Origin of the sequence: Arundinibacter roseus, assembly GCF_004348825.1 — a bacterium.
GTDB classification, from domain to species: Bacteria; Bacteroidota; Bacteroidia; order Cytophagales; family Spirosomataceae; genus Arundinibacter; species Arundinibacter roseus.
Genome location: NZ_SMJU01000011.1, coordinates 81257 through 101338, shown reverse-complemented (window position 1 = coordinate 101338; position 20082 = coordinate 81257). Strand labels below are relative to the sequence as shown.

General features: G+C 46.5%; 11 protein-coding genes. 4 read left to right on the top strand and 7 right to left on the bottom strand.

Annotation, left to right across the window (positions count from 1 at the left end; translation table 11 throughout):
• The first annotated feature begins 126 nt into the window (after window positions 1-126).
• The 3 genes from EZE20_RS17580 (at window position 127) to EZE20_RS17570 (ending at window position 3950) form a co-directional block, all read left to right on the top strand.
• Window positions 127-702 carry a hypothetical protein gene (locus EZE20_RS17580; protein ID WP_132120078.1) on the top strand — a complete coding sequence of 192 codons (576 nt, stop codon included), beginning with the start codon at window positions 127-129 and terminating at the stop codon, window positions 700-702.
• An 18-nt stretch (window positions 703-720) separates the two neighbouring features.
• Window positions 721-1884, top strand: a complete 1164-nt coding sequence (locus tag EZE20_RS17575) for a serine hydrolase domain-containing protein (protein WP_132120076.1) — start codon at window positions 721-723, stop codon at window positions 1882-1884.
• A 686-nt stretch (window positions 1885-2570) separates the two neighbouring features.
• On the top strand, window positions 2571-3950 hold the full coding sequence (locus EZE20_RS17570; protein ID WP_132120074.1) for a sulfatase: 1380 nt from the start codon (window positions 2571-2573) through the stop codon (window positions 3948-3950).
• A 554-nt stretch (window positions 3951-4504) separates the two neighbouring features.
• Here EZE20_RS17570 and EZE20_RS17565 read toward each other — a convergent pair.
• The 7 genes from EZE20_RS17565 to EZE20_RS17535 form a co-directional block, all read right to left on the bottom strand.
• A complete protein-coding gene (locus tag EZE20_RS17565; RefSeq protein ID WP_132120072.1) occupies window positions 4505-6979 on the bottom strand; it encodes a hypothetical protein in 2475 nt (824 codons plus the stop codon).
• A 182-nt stretch (window positions 6980-7161) separates the two neighbouring features.
• On the bottom strand, window positions 7162-8850 hold the full coding sequence (locus tag EZE20_RS17560; protein ID WP_132120070.1) for a RagB/SusD family nutrient uptake outer membrane protein: 1689 nt from the start codon (window positions 8848-8850) through the stop codon (window positions 7162-7164).
• 12 nt (window positions 8851-8862) lie between these two features.
• The gene (locus EZE20_RS17555) at window positions 8863-12273 is read right to left on the bottom strand and encodes a TonB-dependent receptor (RefSeq protein WP_132120068.1); all 3411 of its coding nucleotides are present in this window, start codon (window positions 12271-12273) and stop codon (window positions 8863-8865) included.
• A 233-nt stretch (window positions 12274-12506) separates the two neighbouring features.
• A complete protein-coding gene (locus tag EZE20_RS17550) occupies window positions 12507-13610 on the bottom strand; it encodes a FecR family protein (protein ID WP_132120066.1) in 1104 nt (367 codons plus the stop codon).
• Window positions 13611-13678: 68 nt separating this feature from the next.
• Entirely contained in the window at window positions 13679-14299 is a 621-nt protein-coding gene (locus tag EZE20_RS17545) for an RNA polymerase sigma factor (RefSeq protein ID WP_165933508.1), read from the bottom strand.
• A gap of 445 nt (window positions 14300-14744) precedes the next feature.
• Window positions 14745-17117 carry an ABC transporter permease gene (locus tag EZE20_RS17540; RefSeq protein ID WP_132120062.1) on the bottom strand — a complete coding sequence of 791 codons (2373 nt, stop codon included), beginning with the start codon at window positions 17115-17117 and terminating at the stop codon, window positions 14745-14747.
• A 41-nt stretch (window positions 17118-17158) separates the two neighbouring features.
• Complete coding sequence (locus tag EZE20_RS17535; protein ID WP_132120060.1) at window positions 17159-19558, bottom strand: ABC transporter permease; 2400 nt, start codon at window positions 19556-19558, stop codon at window positions 17159-17161.
• Between the two features lie 39 nt (window positions 19559-19597).
• Here EZE20_RS17535 and EZE20_RS17530 point away from each other — a divergent pair, with 39 nt between their 5' ends.
• A complete protein-coding gene (locus EZE20_RS17530) occupies window positions 19598-20065 on the top strand; it encodes a Uma2 family endonuclease (protein WP_132120058.1) in 468 nt (155 codons plus the stop codon).
• Window positions 20066-20082 lie beyond the last annotated feature (17 nt).

Here is a 20082-nt window from a genome sequence, read left to right as displayed (position 1 = left end):
TTGGGGGTATCAATACTCAAGGAGGTACCATTTTTATTGCAATCTACACTTCCCACCTTACAAGGCTGGTCGTTTGACGGTTGGGTTTGACTCAATTTTGCAGCTCAATCAACTCATCAAGCGTATATGTATCTATCAAAATGGCTCCTGGGAATCAGTTTGGTGTACCTGATCCACTCGACTGGACTGGCACAAACTAATCTCAGAGTTTCCGTCATGAATCAGGCGTTGAGCCTGCCGAGCCTCAATGTGCTTCATCTGCCCCTTCATCCCGGCCTGACCATTGGCTCTGACTTGCTTATAAAAAACCACAAGCGCTGGCATACTACGCTGGGGGCTGACCTTACTTTTTTTCATCATCGCCTTTCTGAAAATGCATTGATGCTCGATGCTGTTTATGGCCTTGGCTACAAGTTTGATTTTGGCCTGCAGCCCAGGTTTTTAGCCGCCCTTGGTTATAAGCATTCGCTGGCCGCAGGAGAGGTTTATAAATTGAGGGACGGAGCGTACGAAAAAACATTCTATTGGGGCAAGCCTCAATTCAACTTCAAAGTTGGTTTTGGGTTTGAGTATCCTCTCAGCAGAACGTACAGTCTGACGACCGACTACAAAACGATGATAGCACTTCCGTACTCACAAAAAATTGCCTTCTCCCTGCATACCCTGTTAAGTGTCGGCATAAAAGTGAATTTAAAGAACTAATCTCAAAATAATCTAGCCATGAATTCAGTACGAATCATTACCGGTCTATTTTTTACACTCCTGACTTTGACTTCCTGCGAGAAAATCAAAGACGTTGTTCCGGCCCAGACCTGTGAAAAAGGAAATACAAATCACCCGAATGCTGCAAAGTATGCAAAATTAGCCGGCGCCCTCCTGGCCAAAGGCGTGGTTGGTGCCAGCCTTACTGTCATTACGCCACAGGGGACTTGGAGTTCAGGTATTGGTATGGCGGATTTGAAAAATAAAATCCAGATGACCCCGTGCCATACCATGCGGGTAGGAAGCGTATCCAAAATATTTGCCGCAACGGCCATACTTAAATTGCAGGATGAAGGCAGGTTGACCCTTGATGACCCTGCCAACAGGTACCTGCCCTCGGAGTTTGTCAAAAACATTGCCAATGCCGACCGGACCACCATTCGGCAGTTACTCAATCATACCTCGGGAATCGTGGAATATTCTAGCATTTCAAATATTCTTCAAATTCTAAATCTATCAGTCGTAAAGCTTTCAGCCGAAGAAAATCTGCGATCCATATTCGGCAGGAAGGCTGCATTTCAGGTTGGCCAGCGAGACGAGTACTCCAATTCTAATTATCTTCTGCTATCCCTGATAATTAAAGAAGTTACGGGGCAATCGGCTTATAATTATATTTCGGAGCATATTTTGAAGCCCAACGGCTATGAAAGCGTTTATGCCAATACGTCCATCCCAAACTCTTTCACCCGGGCCTACTACGACAGCAATGATAACGGGATAATGCTCGACCGAACCGAAATTGAAAACAATGCCGTAGGCGGAGCTGATATGGTGGATGGAGGTATGATCGCAAACTCGTATGATTTGGCTCGTTTCCACCAAAATCTAATGACAGGTCAGCTGCTTTCCGAAGCCTCCATGCAATCACTTTTTGCCTTTGCTCCAGTCACACAGGACCTGGGCGAGGACCTGACGCACCTGGCGGGATACAGCCTGGGCATGATGAAACTGGAAACAAATCATGGGATAGCCATAGGGCATTATGGCAGCGTACAGAGCTTTAATGGCATGGTGTTCTATTTTCCCCAGCAAGAAGTTACTGTCGCCCTGATTCGAAATTCAGATTCTGCCAAAATCAAGCAATTCGTCGAAAGTAAGGAGATTTTCGATTTTCTATTCTAATCAGGTTTTAGCCAGGTTTTATTGCTAAACCATTGTCAGGTGATGGCAGAAATATCGCTCATATTTCTGCCATCACCTGAACACAACCTGGACTCGAATCAAAACTATTTGGCTATTTCTGAAATGTCTACCGGAGGTTAGTTTAACTTCCTGGTAGCAAAGTGCCAGTTATAAGTAACTAAATTTTTCAAAATTGATAGAGTCGTCCTGAATAACGTTTGCCTGATTGTGCATGGCGGAGTGCACTAAAAATGATACCCATTACGCCCTGTTTACAGGCACCTTTCCGGGCTGAATTGTATAAGCAAGGCAGCCTTTAAATAGGTATGGGTCGTACAACCCTGAATGGTCCTAAGGCGTACGGCTTTTTAATTGATTCACTAGTACATATACCACGGCAATAGCCTAGGCTGTTGATCTCCAATGACTTTGAGTCAACGGTATCTGAATGTTTTTTCTATACTAAATCAGTTGTTGACCATGTAAAGCATCCATGTATGAATCAGAATTGACGATAGCATTTGTTAAGTCCACTCGATTTTGCTACTATTGCGAAGAGGTAATTTCCTACGTTTGCACCGGCGTATTTTAGTTTGGATTTCATGTGCTTCAAATCAATTAGCCCTCCTTTTTAATTCCTAAATAAAAAAAATATAACCAAGTAATTGTAACGGAAATGATTAACAATGACTACTACAAGACACTACTTACTCTCTTTATTATTGGTGCTGTTACACAATACTTGTTTAGTAGCTCAAACCGCTAAACCCAACATTATTTTTATATTGGCCGATGATTTGGCACAGGCCGATTTGGGGTGTTACGGCAACCCGTATAACGAAACCCCAAACCTGGATAAACTGGCCAAAAGCGGCATTAAATTTACCCAAAGTTATGCTGCCTGCCCCGTGTGCTCGCCTTCAAGAGCTGCCATCATGACAGGTAAATATCCGGCACGTTTGAAACTGACCAATTTTTTGGTGGGCGAGCGTACAGATTCACTCTCACCGGTATTGCCTGCCCAATGGAAAAAATACCTGAGTTCTTCGGAAGTGACGCTGGCCGAGCGGCTCAAGCCGCTGGGGTATCAAACGGGTTTTGTGGGTAAATGGCATTTGGGTGGCGGTGACACGCTGGCTCCCTGGGGGCAGGGATTTGACTATTCCCGCATGATTGGTAAAAATGGGTTGGACTACTACAATTACAGCTTGTATGAAGACAGTTACACAAAGGTTTTTGAAGACAGGGGCACCACGTACCTTACCGATAAGCTCAGCGACTATGCGTTAGATTTCATAAAGAGTGCAAACACCCGGCAACCTTTCTTTTTGTACCTGTGTTATTCGGCTCCGCATGTTTTTCTGGTTCCGCGTGGTGATAAAGTGAGTAAATATCTCAGAAAGTACACAAAGTTTGACGGCAAGTATAATCCTTATTACGCCGCCATGATCGAAAGCATGGACGAGGGGGTAGGCCGGCTAGTCAAACTCCTGGAAGAGAAGGGGTTAATGGGAAATACATTAATTGTATTTACGTCCGACAACGGCGGCGTAGGAATTCCCGAACTTGGCCCCATACCAACGACAGCGGGCAACCTGTGCAAATGGAAAGGATTTACCTACGAAGGCGGTATCCGGGTACCAACCATAATTTCACACCAGGGAGTCATCGCCCCAGATCAAATTTGCGATCGCTACTTTACAAACACAGATTACACGCCTACGCTTTTAGAAATGCTGGGGCAAAAGCAGGAGGTGATGCTCGATGCAAAAAGTTTTTATCCTTTACTCAAAAACCCGCAAGCCAATTTTGAGCGTGGGCCCATTTTTTGGCATTATCCTCATTTCAGTAATCAGTTAAGCCGTCCGTCGGGAGCCATCAGGGAAGGAGACTGGAAACTTACCAAAAGTTATGAAACCAACGAGATTGCCCTGTTTAATCTACGGGAAGATGAATCTGAAACCAACGATTTGAGCAAAACCAATACCTCCAAAGCGCAGCAGATGCATCAAAAACTGACTGATTGGCTTAAAAACGTGGATGCAAACATGCCGATCGTCAAATAATAAATGAATTATTTGGATGGTTCAAAAAGCAGGCAATTTTTTCAGTATTGCTTTTTTACTTAGTTTATCTTTCTCAGCAACATGGGCGCAGGTGCTGTACTTTACACAAAATTTGTTACCACCTGTTAGAAAATGCAGTTGTCCTAATTCGAAATACGCGTAAAGTTTAGTCGATACCAAACCGATTCATCATCAGTATACAGCCGACAATCAATACCAAATATCCTACATTAGGCCTTGTCGATACCAAACTGTCGACCATGCTCATCACTTTGAGAGTGGTCAAAATCTATTGGCAGTAAAAGAAGTTAAGTGGGACCAGGATCATTTTTTGGCTACTTCTACAAAAAAAGCCCCTTTCGGGGCTTCCTTCTTAGAAGTTAAAGTAGATTCTTGATTACTGGGAATAACGTTCGGGAGTAATTCAGTACAGAAAGCTAAATTTCCTGATTCACCAGATTGTGCATTTTATCCGCATAAGCTTTCGGGTTAAAAAATTTTCTGAGGTAATTGGCCCTGATTTTTTCTCTATCCCTAGGGCAGAAATTATTTCTTTACTTATACGTCAGCCAGGCCGTAGCCTCACAGGGTTGATTGGTCATAAAGCGAATCCAGCGGGCCTGAAATTCTTTGGGAAACGTGAAATCAAGCGTTTCTCCGGGTTTTACGGTCAGTTCCTGGTAAGTCATCCATGGACCATGCCCAATTGGATTTACCTCCATCCGAAACGTGACGGGCTGCTGTGCGTTGTGCGAAAGTTTAAGACTTTTCTGATCATAAAATCCAATCAGATAGGGATCAGAAGGGATGTTGGCTTTCACCGCTGAGTTTTTCCAGGGGCCGCCCTGTCCGGTAGGTTTTCCCAGTTTCCACAGATCATCAATGGTTCCGGCCCAGATTTTGGCCAGCCCGTCTGCCGAGGTAAGAATATGCTCCGAAGGCTGTACGCGGTCGTCAAGTCCGGTCATAACCAATAGTCCGCGGTAGGAGGCATAGTCATGAATGGCACGGTCGTGAGAGGCCACGGGGCGGATTTTAGCGTAACCGTCGGCATTCTCGGCCGGGAGTTCGTAGAATGTACCGTGGGCATTGAGCAAATCCCGTTCGGTAGCTACTTCCCGATCAATGCGGAGAATTGCCTGCCTGGTTTTATTGGTAAATTCAGAAGCTCCCAGGGGCAGCCGCCACCGACGACCACTGTCATCAATGACCAGCACGGAAGCGTCATCCACGGTGAGAACATCCTTTGGAATCGCGAATTTTTGACGGATAACCCCGGCGGTTTTAGGGTCTTTTTTTGGAAGAAGATTCAACGCGCTGTCTAATTCGTAGTAGCCGGTTTCCGAAAAAATACCGTTCTGAATTTTACCCGCCAGCAGACCCAATGCGCGACGATTTTCTCCCAATCCATATAGTAATCCGCCTGAATAAGAGGCGCTGCTTAGGTTGGCAAGGCCACTAAACATGGGGTCAGTAGCGGACTGAAACCGGGCATCATCAGTATAATTAAAATTAACGGTGGTTTGAGTAGTTTGATTGGTTTTAACCCGAATCCATTCGCCTGCGTCGCCCTGGGAAAAAGTCACAGCTACTGCCTGACCGGCCTTTGCCCGCACGGATTTTAATTTTTGCCATTTCCCTTTGCCGTCTCTATCAACCTCGAAAGTAAACTCGGCGGGTTGAGTGCCTTCGTTGTGTACCCATGCCATGCGGGTAGGCCAACCGGCAAAAAGAAACGGTTCGGAGGCCTGGTTTGCCTCAATTTTTTCCGAGAGCCACACCGCCCCCTGTGCCGTATTGGGGCCAAGTTCATCGGGTTTATTCCCCGAGGTAAACCACAGGTTAGAATTGGATTGTCCGGGTCCTTCGATATCGCCCTTCATTTTCCGCTTATTCAAAAACTCCTTTTGGGCTGAATCGTCGCAACCAAACACCAGGCCATCCTGCCAGCGTGTAAAATCGCCAATGACTTTCAGATAGGCTGATCGTGGCCGAATACCAGCAGAATTTTTGGCAGTAAAAGTTTGGGGAAAACGCCAGAACATGCCGTGCATGGTCATCAGGTAATCGGGTTTGCCCTCCGGACCTACATCCCGGATGCGCGGCCATTCGGTGTTCCAGCCGTGGGCACCGTCGTAGCTGTGGCTTGCTTTGGGCAGGCGGTAAAAGCTCCATCCCAGTTTAGCATCCCGTACGCCAAGCAGGACCGATTTGTGATCCCAGCCCGTGGCCCAGATGGGGTCAGTGGCGGGGTTGGGATTTCCGTAAATGCCACCGGGACCAGTTACCTCTACAAATTGATTTCGGCGAACGACTTTCCAGTCCTTACCATCCCATTCGGTCAGTGCTCCTGACTTAATATCGAACTGTTTGAGTGCTTCCGGCGAAGCCTCGCCATTGTTGGAATAGACCGCCACGCCTTGCCCAGAATAATACCCCTTGCCGTGTGCTCCTGGCAACAGAGGACCAAATTGCTGCATGTCCTTTTCTTTTCGTAACACATTGCCATCGGTGTAGAGCAGTTTAGTTTGTAACGTTTTGACATCTACCTCGTAAAAACCCTCCTCCATTGTGGCCAATAGAATTTTATTAGCCGGGTCAGTCAAATGACGAGCCAGCCCCGTATGCCGGCCCGGCGCTTCAGAGTAAGGAATTGTCCGGACGTTGCGCTGTGCATCAATGGCGTACGGGCCAATAAAAAGTTGGTTAGTTTCGCGGTGTATCATGCGGTTTGCGGGAGTGCCTCCTACGCTTTCCGGGCGAATCGTCCGCTGTAAATCAGGCGTGATTTCGTACAGTTTATCAGACGATCCATAGGGAAGGTGCGGCCCGTAGGTAATGACCCACAAGCGCCCCGCCCAGGGCACCACGGCTCCGGTGCCGCATTCACCTTCGTTGTTGTAGTAGGCCAAATGCGGATAAATGCCGCTGATTTGTCTGGGTTTGGGTTGGGCATAGGTTGTTGCAGCCGTAAGGCATATTGCTCCCAATATCCCCTGGAAGATGTTTGTAAAGTGCTTTTTCTGCATTTCAGTATTTTATTTTGGGAAAAACTTTCGGAAAGCAGGCATTAGGATAATCCCACACTTCCCGAAAGTAAATAAAAAATAGTAGCCACGGATTATGAATTTGAATAAGATTAAACCGTGGCTTAAAAGGCCTGATTTACCTGTAAATGTCTTATATCGTGCTAGTTTGGGTGAAGCCAGGATTAATAGTTAGGATTTTGGACCAAACCACTCGTAAGTACCTCCGGAGTAGGAATGGGCCACAGGTACTGGCGCGTGGCGTCGAACTTCCGAATGGCGACCTGCTTGATGAGTCCCGCCTGGTACATAGGTTCGAAATCAGCCACTCCATCTTCATCGATCTCAGGTACCTGTGGGAAAAACCACAATCCGGGCCTTACTACTTTTTGGCGAAGATCGTTGGGGTCAAGCATCCCGTAAACAGGTAGGTTAAGTACTTTATCTGCCAGTCCCCAGCGGATGATGTCCATATACCGAATGCCTTCCAGGGCAAACTCCATGCGGCGTTCCACCCGTACAATCCGGCGCAGCTCGCTTTGGCTTTGCGAAGTAACGGCAGGATAGTCCGCTGTACTGGACGGATTCACTTTGTACGCCCGGGCCCGCACCGCATTAATTGCATCCAGCACGGACTGATCAATTTCGTTGAGTTCTATTTTTGCTTCGGCATACATGAGCAGCACGTCGGCATAGCGGATGATGATTTTTTCCTGTTCGATCTGCCAGTTATTCTGACGCCAGTCATCGGCCACGCCTTTTTTCCAAAGCAGTCCGTTGAACGAGGCAAACTGGGCATTGGTGCGGGTGTCGTTGTTGAGCACAAGTGCGTTCGTGTTGAGGTTTAATACTCGCAGGGAGTCGGGGTGGGGCTGGTAAATGAAGCCCAGGTGAGGCGTATTGAACTCAACAATAGTAGCCGTACAACGTGGATCACGGTTTTTGAATGGTTCGCGCGGATTGAACAAGGATGATTCGTCTATGGGCAGCCCGTCGGTACACAGGAAAGCGCAGAAAAGCTCCCACGAAGGATAGATGGCTCCCCAGCCACCCGCCAGGCGTGGTACGTAGTCCTGCCGTCCGCCGAGGGTCACGTTCAATGCGATGGATCGGGGTAGACTTACGATCGTTTCATTGGAATTCTTCGTTTTGGTCAAAAACAAATCACCAAAATCGGAATGAAGCCGGTACGTTCCCAGGTCCATACAGGCTTTGGCAGCCCGACTGGCTGTGGCCCAGTCGCCACTATGTAAGGCGATTCGGGCCTTCATGGCCAGGGCGGCACCCGCCGTTGCGCGTTTGACCTGAGAGTTGCTGAAACTAGTAGCCAGATGGGCAGCGGCAAAATCAAAATCCTCGTAGATTTTTTGAAGAACCAATTGTGGATCCGACTGTTTCAAAGCCAGTGCTTGCTCAATGTCCAGAGGCTCGTCGGTATAAACAACGTTACCAAAATGCGAAAGTAAGCGGGAATACTGACAGGCCCGCAAGTACCGGGCTTCTGCCAGGTAGCGGTCTTTTTGCTGTACCGTAAGTGTGCCCGAGGCGCGGTCGAGGCTATTGATCACCAGGTTCACTCGCGAAATTGCTTTGTAAGTATTGAGCCACCAGGTCCGAATAAAGCCTGACTGACCGGTTAGTGTTGCGTTTGTTATATCGGTCAGGGCATCCCGTTGGTTTCGGTCGTCGGTCCAGGCGTCGTCGTCTGTCATCCAGAAGGCATCCTTGTAAATTCCATTCAGAGACATCTCGATTTCTTCGGCGTTGGAGTTCCAGGTTTCGCTGGACCCCTGCGAGAGGGGATTCAGGTCGAGCGAATCGCAGGAGATGAGCGCAAGAAATAGCGTGCAAAAGGAAAGTATATTGATTTTCATGAGAAATGCAGATTAAAATTGAACAGAAACCCCAAAAACGATAGAAGTGGTGATCGGGTAGGCAAAAGAGCTCATTTCTGGGTCCCAGCCTTTGGGGAAGTTATGGATGGAAAATACGTCGGTTGCAGTCCCGTACAGCCGGAGGTTTTGGATGCCAATAGGTTTGGTCAGATTGTTGGGGATATTGTAGCTAAGGCTGATGTTTTTCAACCGGAAGTATCCGCCGTTTATAAGCCAGAAGTCGGACATGGCGTAGTTGTTGCCTGCCAGCGTATTGGTATATCGGGGGTAAATGGCAGTGCGGTTCTGCTCTTCGGAGTTGTATTTGCTCCATGAGTTTCCATCGAGGATAGCTGGAAAATTTCCCCAGTTTTCCTGCAAAGGCCTTACAATATGCGAGCCCAGACGTGAATTCTGCTTGCCTACACCTTGTAGAACAACCCCCAGACTCCAGCCTTTGTAGTTAAGGTTAAAATTTGCTCCGTACATGAGACGGGGTAGCGAGCCACCCAGCAAAACGCGGTCGTACTCGGGCGAGATGCGGCCGTCAGGTATACCGTCGGGTCCGCTTATGTCTTTATATTTTACGTCACCTGGCTTAACATTTGCGTTGAGTTTAGGTGAATTATCAACTTCATCCTGTGTTTGATAAAGACCATCAGAAACGTAGCCGAACCATTCATTGAATTCGCTTCCCTGGATCTTTATTTGGTCGCCGAGAAACTCTGTTCCACCCAAATCGCCCATTCTGGAACGAAAATCGGAGAGATTGAAGGAGGCTGAGTAGCTCAGATCGCCTTTGCGATCGTTCCAGCTAATCTGCCCTTCCCATCCGTGGGTCTGCATGATACCGGTGTTTTGATTGGGGTTATCAAAGCCCAGGAACATGGGGATCTGCAGCTCGAGCAACATGTCGCGGGTGGTTTTCTTGTAATAGTCGCCCGTTACTTTAAGGCGATCCCTGAAAAAATGGGCATCAAAACCAACATCAAACGACTCGGTTGTTTCCCAGGAAATATTCCGAATGGCATATTGCCACTGAGCAGCTGACTGAGCCGATACGACGTTGCTGCCCTGGTAGAACAGGGTATTATTCTCAAACTGCAGGATGGAGTGGTATGGGTAGTTGCCAATACGCTCGTTGCCCAGCGAGCCCCAGGAGGCCCGAAGCTTTAGGTAAGGCAACCATTTGGAAACCGCCCCTTTCATGAAAGATTCTTCAGAAACGGTCCATCCCGCCGAAAACGAAGGGAAGGCACCCCATCGGTAACCCGGGGCAAATCGAGAGGAAGCATCGTAGCGGATGTTAGCCTGGAATAAATACTTGCTGTTGTAGTTGTACATCACCCGCCCAAACCAGGAACGGTAGGCGTTTTCTGAGGCTCCGCCGCCATTATTTCTGAATTCAAGGGGACCAATATCCAGGTAAGGGTAGGAGCTTAGCAGGTACTGATTTCGTGAAGCGCTGAGATTTTCGTTGAAGGCATAAAAGTACTCATAGCCAGCCAGCAGACTAAAACTGTTCTTGCCAATTTGCTTGTCGTAGTTGGCCAGAAACTGCGTTGTATAGCGATAGTTGTCGTTGCGGGCCTCGGATAGGTTGGTTTGGTTGTAGCCGTTGAGGTATCCCACCTGAAGATTGGGGTCGTTCCAGGCCGTAAAAGGCACCCGTGTTCGGAAGTCCTTTACTTTATCGAAGCTGAAAAAGGGAGAAAGTACCCCGGAGAGTTTTAACCCTTCGATGGGTTTAAAGTCCAGGCCTATTTTTCCCCCTACCTGATTATACCAGGCATGGTTGAACCCCCCGTTGTGCAGCATACCGTAGATGTTGTCTCCGTCTTTACCAGACGCTAGCCTACCATCAGCCCATTGGGCCGCGTAAATGGGTGGTGTGATACCCACCCGGTAAAGCGGATCTACGGTGGGTTGCCTGACGGCCACGCGCCGAAAGTTCAGATCCACGGCTGCCGATAGAAACTTGTTGATGATGATGTCGTTATTGATCCGGGCCGTCACGCGCTGGTAGTCGCGGTTGTCATAGAGTGCTTCGGTTTTATCATATCCAAGTGATACGCGGGTACTGATGGCTTTTCCTGAGGCAGAGATACCCAGAATATGGCTGCTCCTTGGAGCTGAATTGCGTAATATCAACGATCGCCAGTCGGTATTGGGGTTCAGGTCCGGATTGTCGGCATGCAGCTGCCCGTAGTTGTCAATGAGGTCTTTGGCGAAGGTAGGGTACTCATTTGTATTGTTATTATTGTCGTTCCAGCGAAGCTCGTTGGAGAGCTGCATGAAGCGTACGGCATCCACATAATCGGGGAGCCGGGTAGGTTTTTCAAAACCGTACTCAGCAGTATAATCCAGGTTGAGCTGTCCGTTTTTGGCCCGTTTGGTCGTTACCAGAATTACCCCTGCGGCAGCCCGTGAGCCATAGATAGAAGCTGAGGCGGCATCCTTCAATACCGAGATACTTTCTACGTCGTTGGGGTTAATGCTGTTAATATCATCGATAGGTACTCCGTCCATGATGATGAGCGGATTGGCGCCTGCATCGGTGATGGTAGTAATTCCCCGAACGCGGATTTGGGCAGTAGCACCCGGAGCGTTGCTGCTGCGCGTCACCATCACGCCCGGCATGGTACCCTGCAAAGCCTGCGAAATCTGGGTGGTTTTACGATTAGTGATCGCATCGCCCTGCACCATGGACACAGCACCTGTGAGGTCTTTCTTTTGCTGGGTACCGTACCCAACCACCACCACTTCTTCCAGCGACTTGGTATCGGCCTCAAGAATAATGTTGAGCTGGGTCTGGTTTCCCACCGCTATTTCCTGGGACGTATAGCCCACAAAGGAGAAGATCAGGGTGGCGGGTCCGTCTGGCAGGTTGATGGAGTATTTGCCGTTTGCTTCGGTGGTGGTGCCGCGTTGGGTCCCTTTCAGGACAATGCTGACCCCCGGCAGAGCTTCCCCTTTATCGTCAGTAACAATCCCCGAAATCAGTCGGTCGGGTATTACGATGGGGACGATGGAAAAAGGCGAAGGAGCAGCGTAGGAGGAAGCTAACGGGCTCAGCACGATTTCTTTACCAATCACCCGGTATTTTATTTGCAGTGGTGCCAGGATTTGTTCGAGTGCATCTCCCAACGGTTCGTTGCTAACGTTAATGCTAATTTTCTGTTGATTTGTGAGCAGCTTTGGACGATACGTAAACCGTACATTTGCTTTTTGCTCAATCTCAGAAAGGACACTTCTGATATTCTGATTAACCGCTATCAGGCTTATTTTCTGGTTCAGCAATTCCTGAGCGGAGGCATCCCGTGCGAGGGAAAAACCCGCAAAAATCACCGCAATGCAAAGCTGTACGAGCGAGATTCTCATGAGAACCAGTAGTTTTTTTTGCTTTTGTAAGGATTTCTTCATTTTTTACAAAGTTTTTGAGGTTTAGACGACACAAAAACGCTCCCTGCAACCATGACAAGTGGTTTGTGCTACAATCACAACAAGGGAACATTCTGAGCCGGTGACGCTGGACCCGTCGCCGGCTTTTCTTATACTTTGATACGCAGTTTTTTCTACATAGGCAGGTTAGGTTTAAGGTTCTTTATCGTAAATTATTTCCCTAAAATTCTATCAATCAATTAATTGTCTAAATATTAGTTGCAGCCTTTGCCACTGATTACGACGTGTGCATCGACCAATTTGTAGGTAGCTCCGATGCCCTCGCAAATAACTTCCAGCTTTTCAAAAAGGGTTTCAGCCGAGAGCGAAGTTGTCAAACGACAATTGGAAAGCACCTCCTCGTCAAATACAATTTCGACACCGTACACTTTTTCTAGGGCATCAAATATTCTGCTAACAGGCGCATCTTCAAACGAAAATTGCTGCAACTCTTCTTTGTTCAGCAGTGCCATTGGTTTTTCAATCAGGGTTCTACTAAACCGCTGTCCGGCGCGATCAAATTGAACCTCCTGGTTAGGGGTCAGCAGAAGGCCAGTTGTCTCTGGGTCTGCATTCATACCTGATTTATGCGCATACACCGACACCCGTCCACTACGAACGGATACTACGATATTCTTTTCACTGTCAAATGCTTTTATGCGAAAACTGGTCCCTATAACCTTGGTTACCAGTTCATTGGAAAAGACCAAAAATGGTTTTTGAGGATCTTTGGCTACATCAAAATAGGCTTCGCCAGTAAGATAAACCTCCCGTAGATTACTACCCATAAAACTTTTGGCATAACTCAGACGGCTATCTTTTTCCAGTACTACCAAACTACCATCGGGCAAGGTTACCCTGCGTGGTTGGTCAGTTAGGTTAGTAACTTCCTCCATCGCAGCAAGTATCTTTGCATCCTGAATCATTGTCTGATAGTTGCTTTCTGATGTTTTGTCCAATGATTGTACGGCCCACCATCCGGCTCCTGCCAGGCAAATAAGGGCTAGGACCGCAGCCCACCGAACGTAAGGTTTCAGGAATAGTGAGAAGGATACAGATTTTGGCGAATCAAGTGACTGCTCAATGGTATCCCAGATTTGTCGGGCATCCTGTTCAGCGCCCTGGGTTTCTCCACTTTCCTGAATGAGCATTTTTACGGCAAGCCGGGCCTTGTAAATGGTTGAACTTTGGTGGGGAAAGATTTCCAGAAACTCCTTCCAATAGGCATCGGCATGCGGTGTAGGCCGGCGAACCCATTCAATAAATTCTTCGTCGGTTACGAAGTCAGCAAGTTGATACGAAGCGTGTTTCTGATACATAGAAAAATGAGGTTCTTATCCCCTAGATTGAAGGAGAAAGATTTTGTACTCGTTTTTCTTAAAATAATTCAGATTTTTTTTAGGAGTTCCAGGAATAGAAGCAAGAATAGTACCCCCGGTTCAAAAAAATCACGCAATCGGTTTACTGCCAGGGAGAGATGATTACGTACGGACTGATTGTTGATTTGAAGTAGTTTTGCGATTTCTTCCAAAGAAAAATCGTGGTAATAGCGAAGCTGAATCACTTCCTGCTGGCGTTTGGGCAATTTTGCGAGTGCTTGCTGAAGTTGGTAGGAGCGTTCCTGATTTTGTTCCCGTGAAACCCATTCGGCCTCATAAGGCAGATCGGTCAATATACTTTCAGGAAAAGGCAGGTTATCAAGTGAAACTTCCGTAGTTTTTTCGGCAGTTCGAATAAGCCGGTTTCTTAGGGATCGGTAGAGATAAAATTTAATAGACTGGGTCGGAGATAAATTCTCACGGTGAACCCACAGGTATAAAAACAAATCCTGTATGCTGTCCTTGATCAGTTGCCGATCGCTGGTCATACGGTAGCCATAGGAAAGAAGTTCCTGAATGTGCAGGTCGTATATTTGACCAAAGGCCACACGGTCTCCCGCTCTGAATGCGTTCCAGAGGTCGGTTTCTTCCGTGCGAAGTAAGCCAGATTTTGACGATTGCAGTGGCAAGATTGTGTAAATTCTGAATAAGAATTGTTCTAATATACATATAAATAGTCATACAAGCTCAATTTACTCATATCCTGAAAAACATATTTGCTAAAATAGGCTGGTAAATACCCCTCCCAAAACATGAATTGAAGCTGATTTGAAAGCAGAGACACCGGCCCTTACTTAAGGGGTAAAGAAATATTGATTTATAAGGTTTATCCCGATTCTGCCAGCCTGAGAATAGCCGGATTGAGTAGCTGAATATTCCGACGAAAGTTGCCAGGTGTTCAAGTGGAATTTTACCAGCTGATATATCAGGCTTGCCCGGCTTCTGTGCCGTTAGCACAGTCTTATTATCGATTACGTTTACCCAAAGCCTGATGGCCTGTGTGATCTCAGGATATTCTGCCTTAATCGCCTGAGTGTAAGGTGCTGACAATTTGGGAAATTCCTCCCGTCCCGTTTACTCACTACGTAAACTCTTCACCGGATTCATCAGCGCTGCCTTCACGCTCTGGAAACTCACCGTCAATATCGCAATGCCTATACCCAGGCCTCCGGCCAGAGCGAACATCCACCACTCAATGTCGATCCTGTAGGCAAAGTCCGCCAGCCACTGGCTCATCGCATACCAGGCGATGGGCGAAGCGATGACGACGGCAACAAGGACCAGTTTCAGGAAATCTTTGGAGAGCAAAGCCACGATGCCACTGACGGATGCGCCCAGTACCTTGCGGATGCCGATTTCCTTGGTGCGGGTTTCGGCAGTGAAAGCGGCCAGGCCAAACAACCCCATGCAGGCAATGAAAACCGCGAAGGAAGTAAAGATCGTAAACATGGTCGACATCCTGATTTCGGTCTTGAAGGTTTCGTTGAACGCATCGTCAAGAAAATAATACTCGAAAGGTTTTTCCTGGTCGTACTTTTTGAAGATCTTTCCGATGGTAGCGATTTTTTCCTGAATGTTGGTTTTGGGATCAAGCCGGACATACAACTCTCCTCTACCTGCCAATGCCTTCACCAGGTTGGTGGTATCATTTGACACAAAAAGTCCCATGGCCCTGATTTCGCTTTGGATGGATGAGAAATGAAAGTCTTTTAAAACACCTGCAACTTTACTTCCAGGCACCAGTTCCTGTCCGATAGGATCGCCCTTGATACCCATCTCCTTGATTGCTGTTTCATTCAAAACCATGTAGCTCTGATTTTTCCATAGTGTGGTGTCGGGTTTAGTTTTCCAGCGCAGGCCCAGAATTTCGGTGAAGTTAGGATCCACGCTATACGTGACCAGAGGGACATCCAGTTGGGTAGTTCTATTTTTTAGAAAAAACATATTGTACCCTTTGAAAAGTCCCACGTTTGTTGCTGCCACATTTTGAACTCCTACCTGATCCCGGATCTCGTTACGTAAAGGGAAATAACTATCAGCTACCGAAGAAGACAATGGAATACTTAGTATCTGCTCTTTGTATAGCCCCAGCTTTTTAGTTTGCATGTAATTCAGCTGATTTCGGACCACCAGGCTGCATATAATTAAAATGATGGAAACCGTAAACTGCAATACCATGAAAAATCGCCTGACTCCGGCACTGCTTTGTCTGCCCGCCAACCTGCCTCTGAGAACTTCCAGAGGCGCAAATCCCGATAATACCAGCGCGGGGTAGCTCCCGGCAATGAGTGCGCTCACTAACAGTAGCCCGATGACGTACCCCAAAAAGGAAGGTGAGAAAAGAAACGAAGCGCCGATCCGCAGATTGAGCAGATCATAGAAAGGGTGCCGCAATAGCTGCACCAACATGAACGCAAGCGCAAAAGCAACAGAACACAACAAAATGGATTCTACATAGAACTGCCTGACCAGCCCGCCCCGATTGGCCCCGACTACCTTACGCACCCCTACTTCTTTGGCGCGCAAGGTGGCCCTTGCCGTAGTGAGGCTCATGTAGTTGAAAAGCGCCAAAAGAAGAATGAGTACCGCCACGCCCGTGAAAATGTAAATAAGTTTGGTATTTCCCGATTCATTGAAGTTATTTCCCAAATGGATCGTTGCCAGGTTTTCCAATTGGTACTCTGCGTCACTTGCAAATGCTCCCGTTTTCTCACCTTCACGCTTGATGTTTTTCTCCACCGCTGCCACTGATTGATCCGAATCCAGCAGTAGCCAGGTATCGAATATTCCTGCGACATCCCATTCCTTTTTGTTGTTTTCGTTCAGCTGAGGGTAGGTGACAGCGGAAGCCACGAAATCAAAATCAAACGATGAATTGGACGGCGGGTTTTCAGCTACCCCAATGATCTGCATAGGGTACTTTCCTTCGTACGTCAGGCTTTTTCCCACCGGATTTTCGTCGCCGAAATATTTTTTAGCGGCGCGCTCCGAAATCACCATCGTAAAGGGTCGATCAAGACTGGCAGCGCTCCCATCTTTTATTTTAAAGGAAAACAACTTAAAAAAAGATGGATCGGTAAATAGGAAATTCTGCTCGTAAAAGGCTTCTTCCCCACGGGCAGGATTTTTCATTACAATTTTATCCACCGCGTCTTTTACTCGCACGAAGTTCTCAACCTGCGGATTGTACTCTTTCAGGGCAGGACCCAGTTTGGCCGAGAAGGAGTTCATCTGTAAGTCCTGATCCCCCATTTTTATTTTGGCCAAAATCCGGTAGATCCGGGCGTGCTTCTCGTGGAATTTGTCAAAACTGAACTCGTGCATTACAAACATCAGGATCAGTACCGACACCGACATGCCCATGGCCAGGCCAACAATATTGATGAGCGAGTAGGTCTTGTTTTTGACAAGGTTGCGGAAGGCGATTTTGAGGTAGTTGGTGATCATACTTTGAATTGTTAAACCGGATTGATTAGTAAAAACAGCACTTACTCGCTTCGTAGACTCCTCACCGGATTCATCAGCGCCGCCTTTACGCTCTGGAAACTCACTGTCAATAGCGCAATTCCCACGGCAAGGCCGGCGGCCAAAGCGAACATCCACCACTCAATGTCGATCCTGTAGGCAAAGTCCGCCAGCCATTTGTTCATGCCGTACCAGGCGATGGGACTGGCGATAATGATGGCGATAAGTACGAGTTTCAGGAAATCTTTGGAAAGCAACGCCACGATGCCGATTACAGAGGCCCCCATCACCTTTCGAATTCCAATTTCTTTTGTACGCCGTTCTGCGGAATAAGATGCCAAACCGAATAAACCCAGTGCAGAAATAAATACTGCCAATCCTGCTAGTGATCCAACGATTGTATTTACCTGTTTATCAGCATGGTAGAGGTTGTTGAAGTGATCGTTCAGAAACGAATAAGTAAATGTTTGTTGCGGCAACTGCTGATTCCAGATCTTCTTAATGGCTGCAATGGCCTGTCTGGAATCTGATCCTGTGATCCGAATAGACATTTCTGAATATCCCCACTTTTGTTGGTTATGTAAAACCAGGGTTTCGATTTTATGATGCAGGGAATTAAAATTGAAGTCTTTGGCAATACCTATGATAGTTCCCAGAGAGTCTTTGGAATCATTGCGAAAACCAAAAGATTTGCCAATTAGAGAATTCTGGTCTGATGATTTGATCCCTTTTAATAACTCCCTGGCCATCGACTCATTAATTATATATGACTGGCCATTGTCCGAAATATCTGTCCGAAAATTTCGTCCGGCCACAAGTTCCATCTTGTATAGAGTCAGATAGTCAGGATCCACCACTACATAGGAGGTGCCTATCTCACGAATCAGCCCTTCTGACTGAAATTCAAGCCCTCCCTGATGAAAGTTATTTCCCAGCCGTTGCCAGGAACCTGACACAGATTCAATCTGAGAATTGGAAAGAAGTTGCTCCTTCAAGGAATTGTACTTTTCGGTCGATTGAGCATCAAGGGGTACTAGTATAACTTGATCTTTTTGAAAACCTGGATCTTTTTCCTGCATGAAACGAAGCTGTTTTAATGCAAATCCAGTTCCTATAATCAGAGCAACTGCCCAACTAAACTGCACTACCACCAAAGTATTCCGGAATGTACTTTTGCCCTGCTGAATGGTGCCTTTCAGGACTTTGGCTGCCTGAAAAGACGACAGATAAATTGCTGGATATAGTCCTGAGAATATGCCGACCAGGATGGTTCCAGTAATCATCGTGACTAGCAAAATGATGTCTGAAAACAAAGAAAACATCAGTTTGCGCTCACTGAATTGATTAATAAAGGGAAGTGAAAGTTTTATTATCCCCACAGCTACCACTAGTGAAGACAAAGCAATCAGAACCGATTCTCCAATAAACTGCCCGGCGAGTTGAAATCTTTGAGCTCCAATCGATTTACGAATGCCTACCTCCCTGGCGCGTCCAGTAGAGCGGGAAGTCGAGAGATTCATAAAATTCATGCAGGCGATTACCAGCACTAGTAGGGCTATTATTGAAAATATATAGGTGTATTTGCGGTCGAATTTTTGAAAATTCAAATAATCGTGTGTAATGTCGGTTGAATGGGCATGAATTTCGGACAGTGGTTGCAAAAACAATTCATAGAATTTGGCATCCTCCCCAGCATATTTTTTCAGGAAGGCCGGAAATTTTTCTTCCAGTGTAGACAAATTTGCATTTCCGTCTAATTCAAGATACGTGATCACAAAATTTCCACCCCAATAATTCAAATTTTCTTCTGGTATGGTCTTAAACGAAAAAAGTGCATCGAACTGCAGGTGTGAATTGGAAGGTAAATCCGCTAGAATCCCTGTCACTTTAAAGGCAATTGTATCACGTCCCAAATACGTAATGGTTTGTCCCAAAGGCAGTTGATTTCCAAAAATGGCAATGGCACTTTTTTGGGTTAAAACTACTGTATTTGGTTCAATCAATACTGTGGCGGGGTCTCCCTGTAAGAGCGGAAAATTAAACATGTCCAAAAAATTTGCATCGGCCCACAGGACTACTGGCAGCTCTACTTTTTTATTGTTATGGGAAAGAATGACATGTTCCTGATCGTCGATTCTAACAAAATCTTTTATTTCAGGGTATTCTTCTTTTAGAGATGGGCCCATTGGGTACATGGATAAGGCAACTTTCTGAGGTTCGACCATACCGTCAAAGGTTTGAATTTCATTTAGCCGAAAAAGGTTTTTGGTGTGAATCTTGTCAAAGCCATTTTCATAATTTACAAACAGCATGATCACGATACAGGCCGACAGCCCCACCGCCAGACCCACAATGTTGATACTTGAGTAAAGTTTGTTTTGTAGCAGATTCCGCCAGGCGATTTTGAAGTAGTTGGAGAGCATGAGGGTATTTGGTTATATTTGGTTAAAAAAGTAGATGATATGGAAACTGCCAATCACGATCTTATCGAAGAGTATCATTCTGAAGATATTATGTCTGTTAATCATTCAAAATTAATTCATCGGTTATGTGTGGCGCTCAATCGGTATGAGGATCAATACGATATTCTGCCAGAACTTGAACTCGAACTTTCAACGGTCAAATGCAAGCCGGATATTTCCATTTATAATCATTTGATGGTTGATTGGTTAAATGATGTTATATTCTACTCCAAGCCGCCCATTACAGCTGTTGAGATTCTTTCACCCCGTCAAGCACTTACAGAGTTAACTGATAAAGCGTACAAGCAGTATTTCCCGGCAGGTGTTCTTTCTGTGTGGCTAATTATTCCTGTCTTGCAAAACGCATATATTTTATTTCCTGATGGATCAAAACAGGTATTTACAAAAGGCCAATTAATCGATTCAGTTACAGGTATTGAACTTGATTTGGATCTGCTTTTTCGTTGAATCTTATATAACTATTC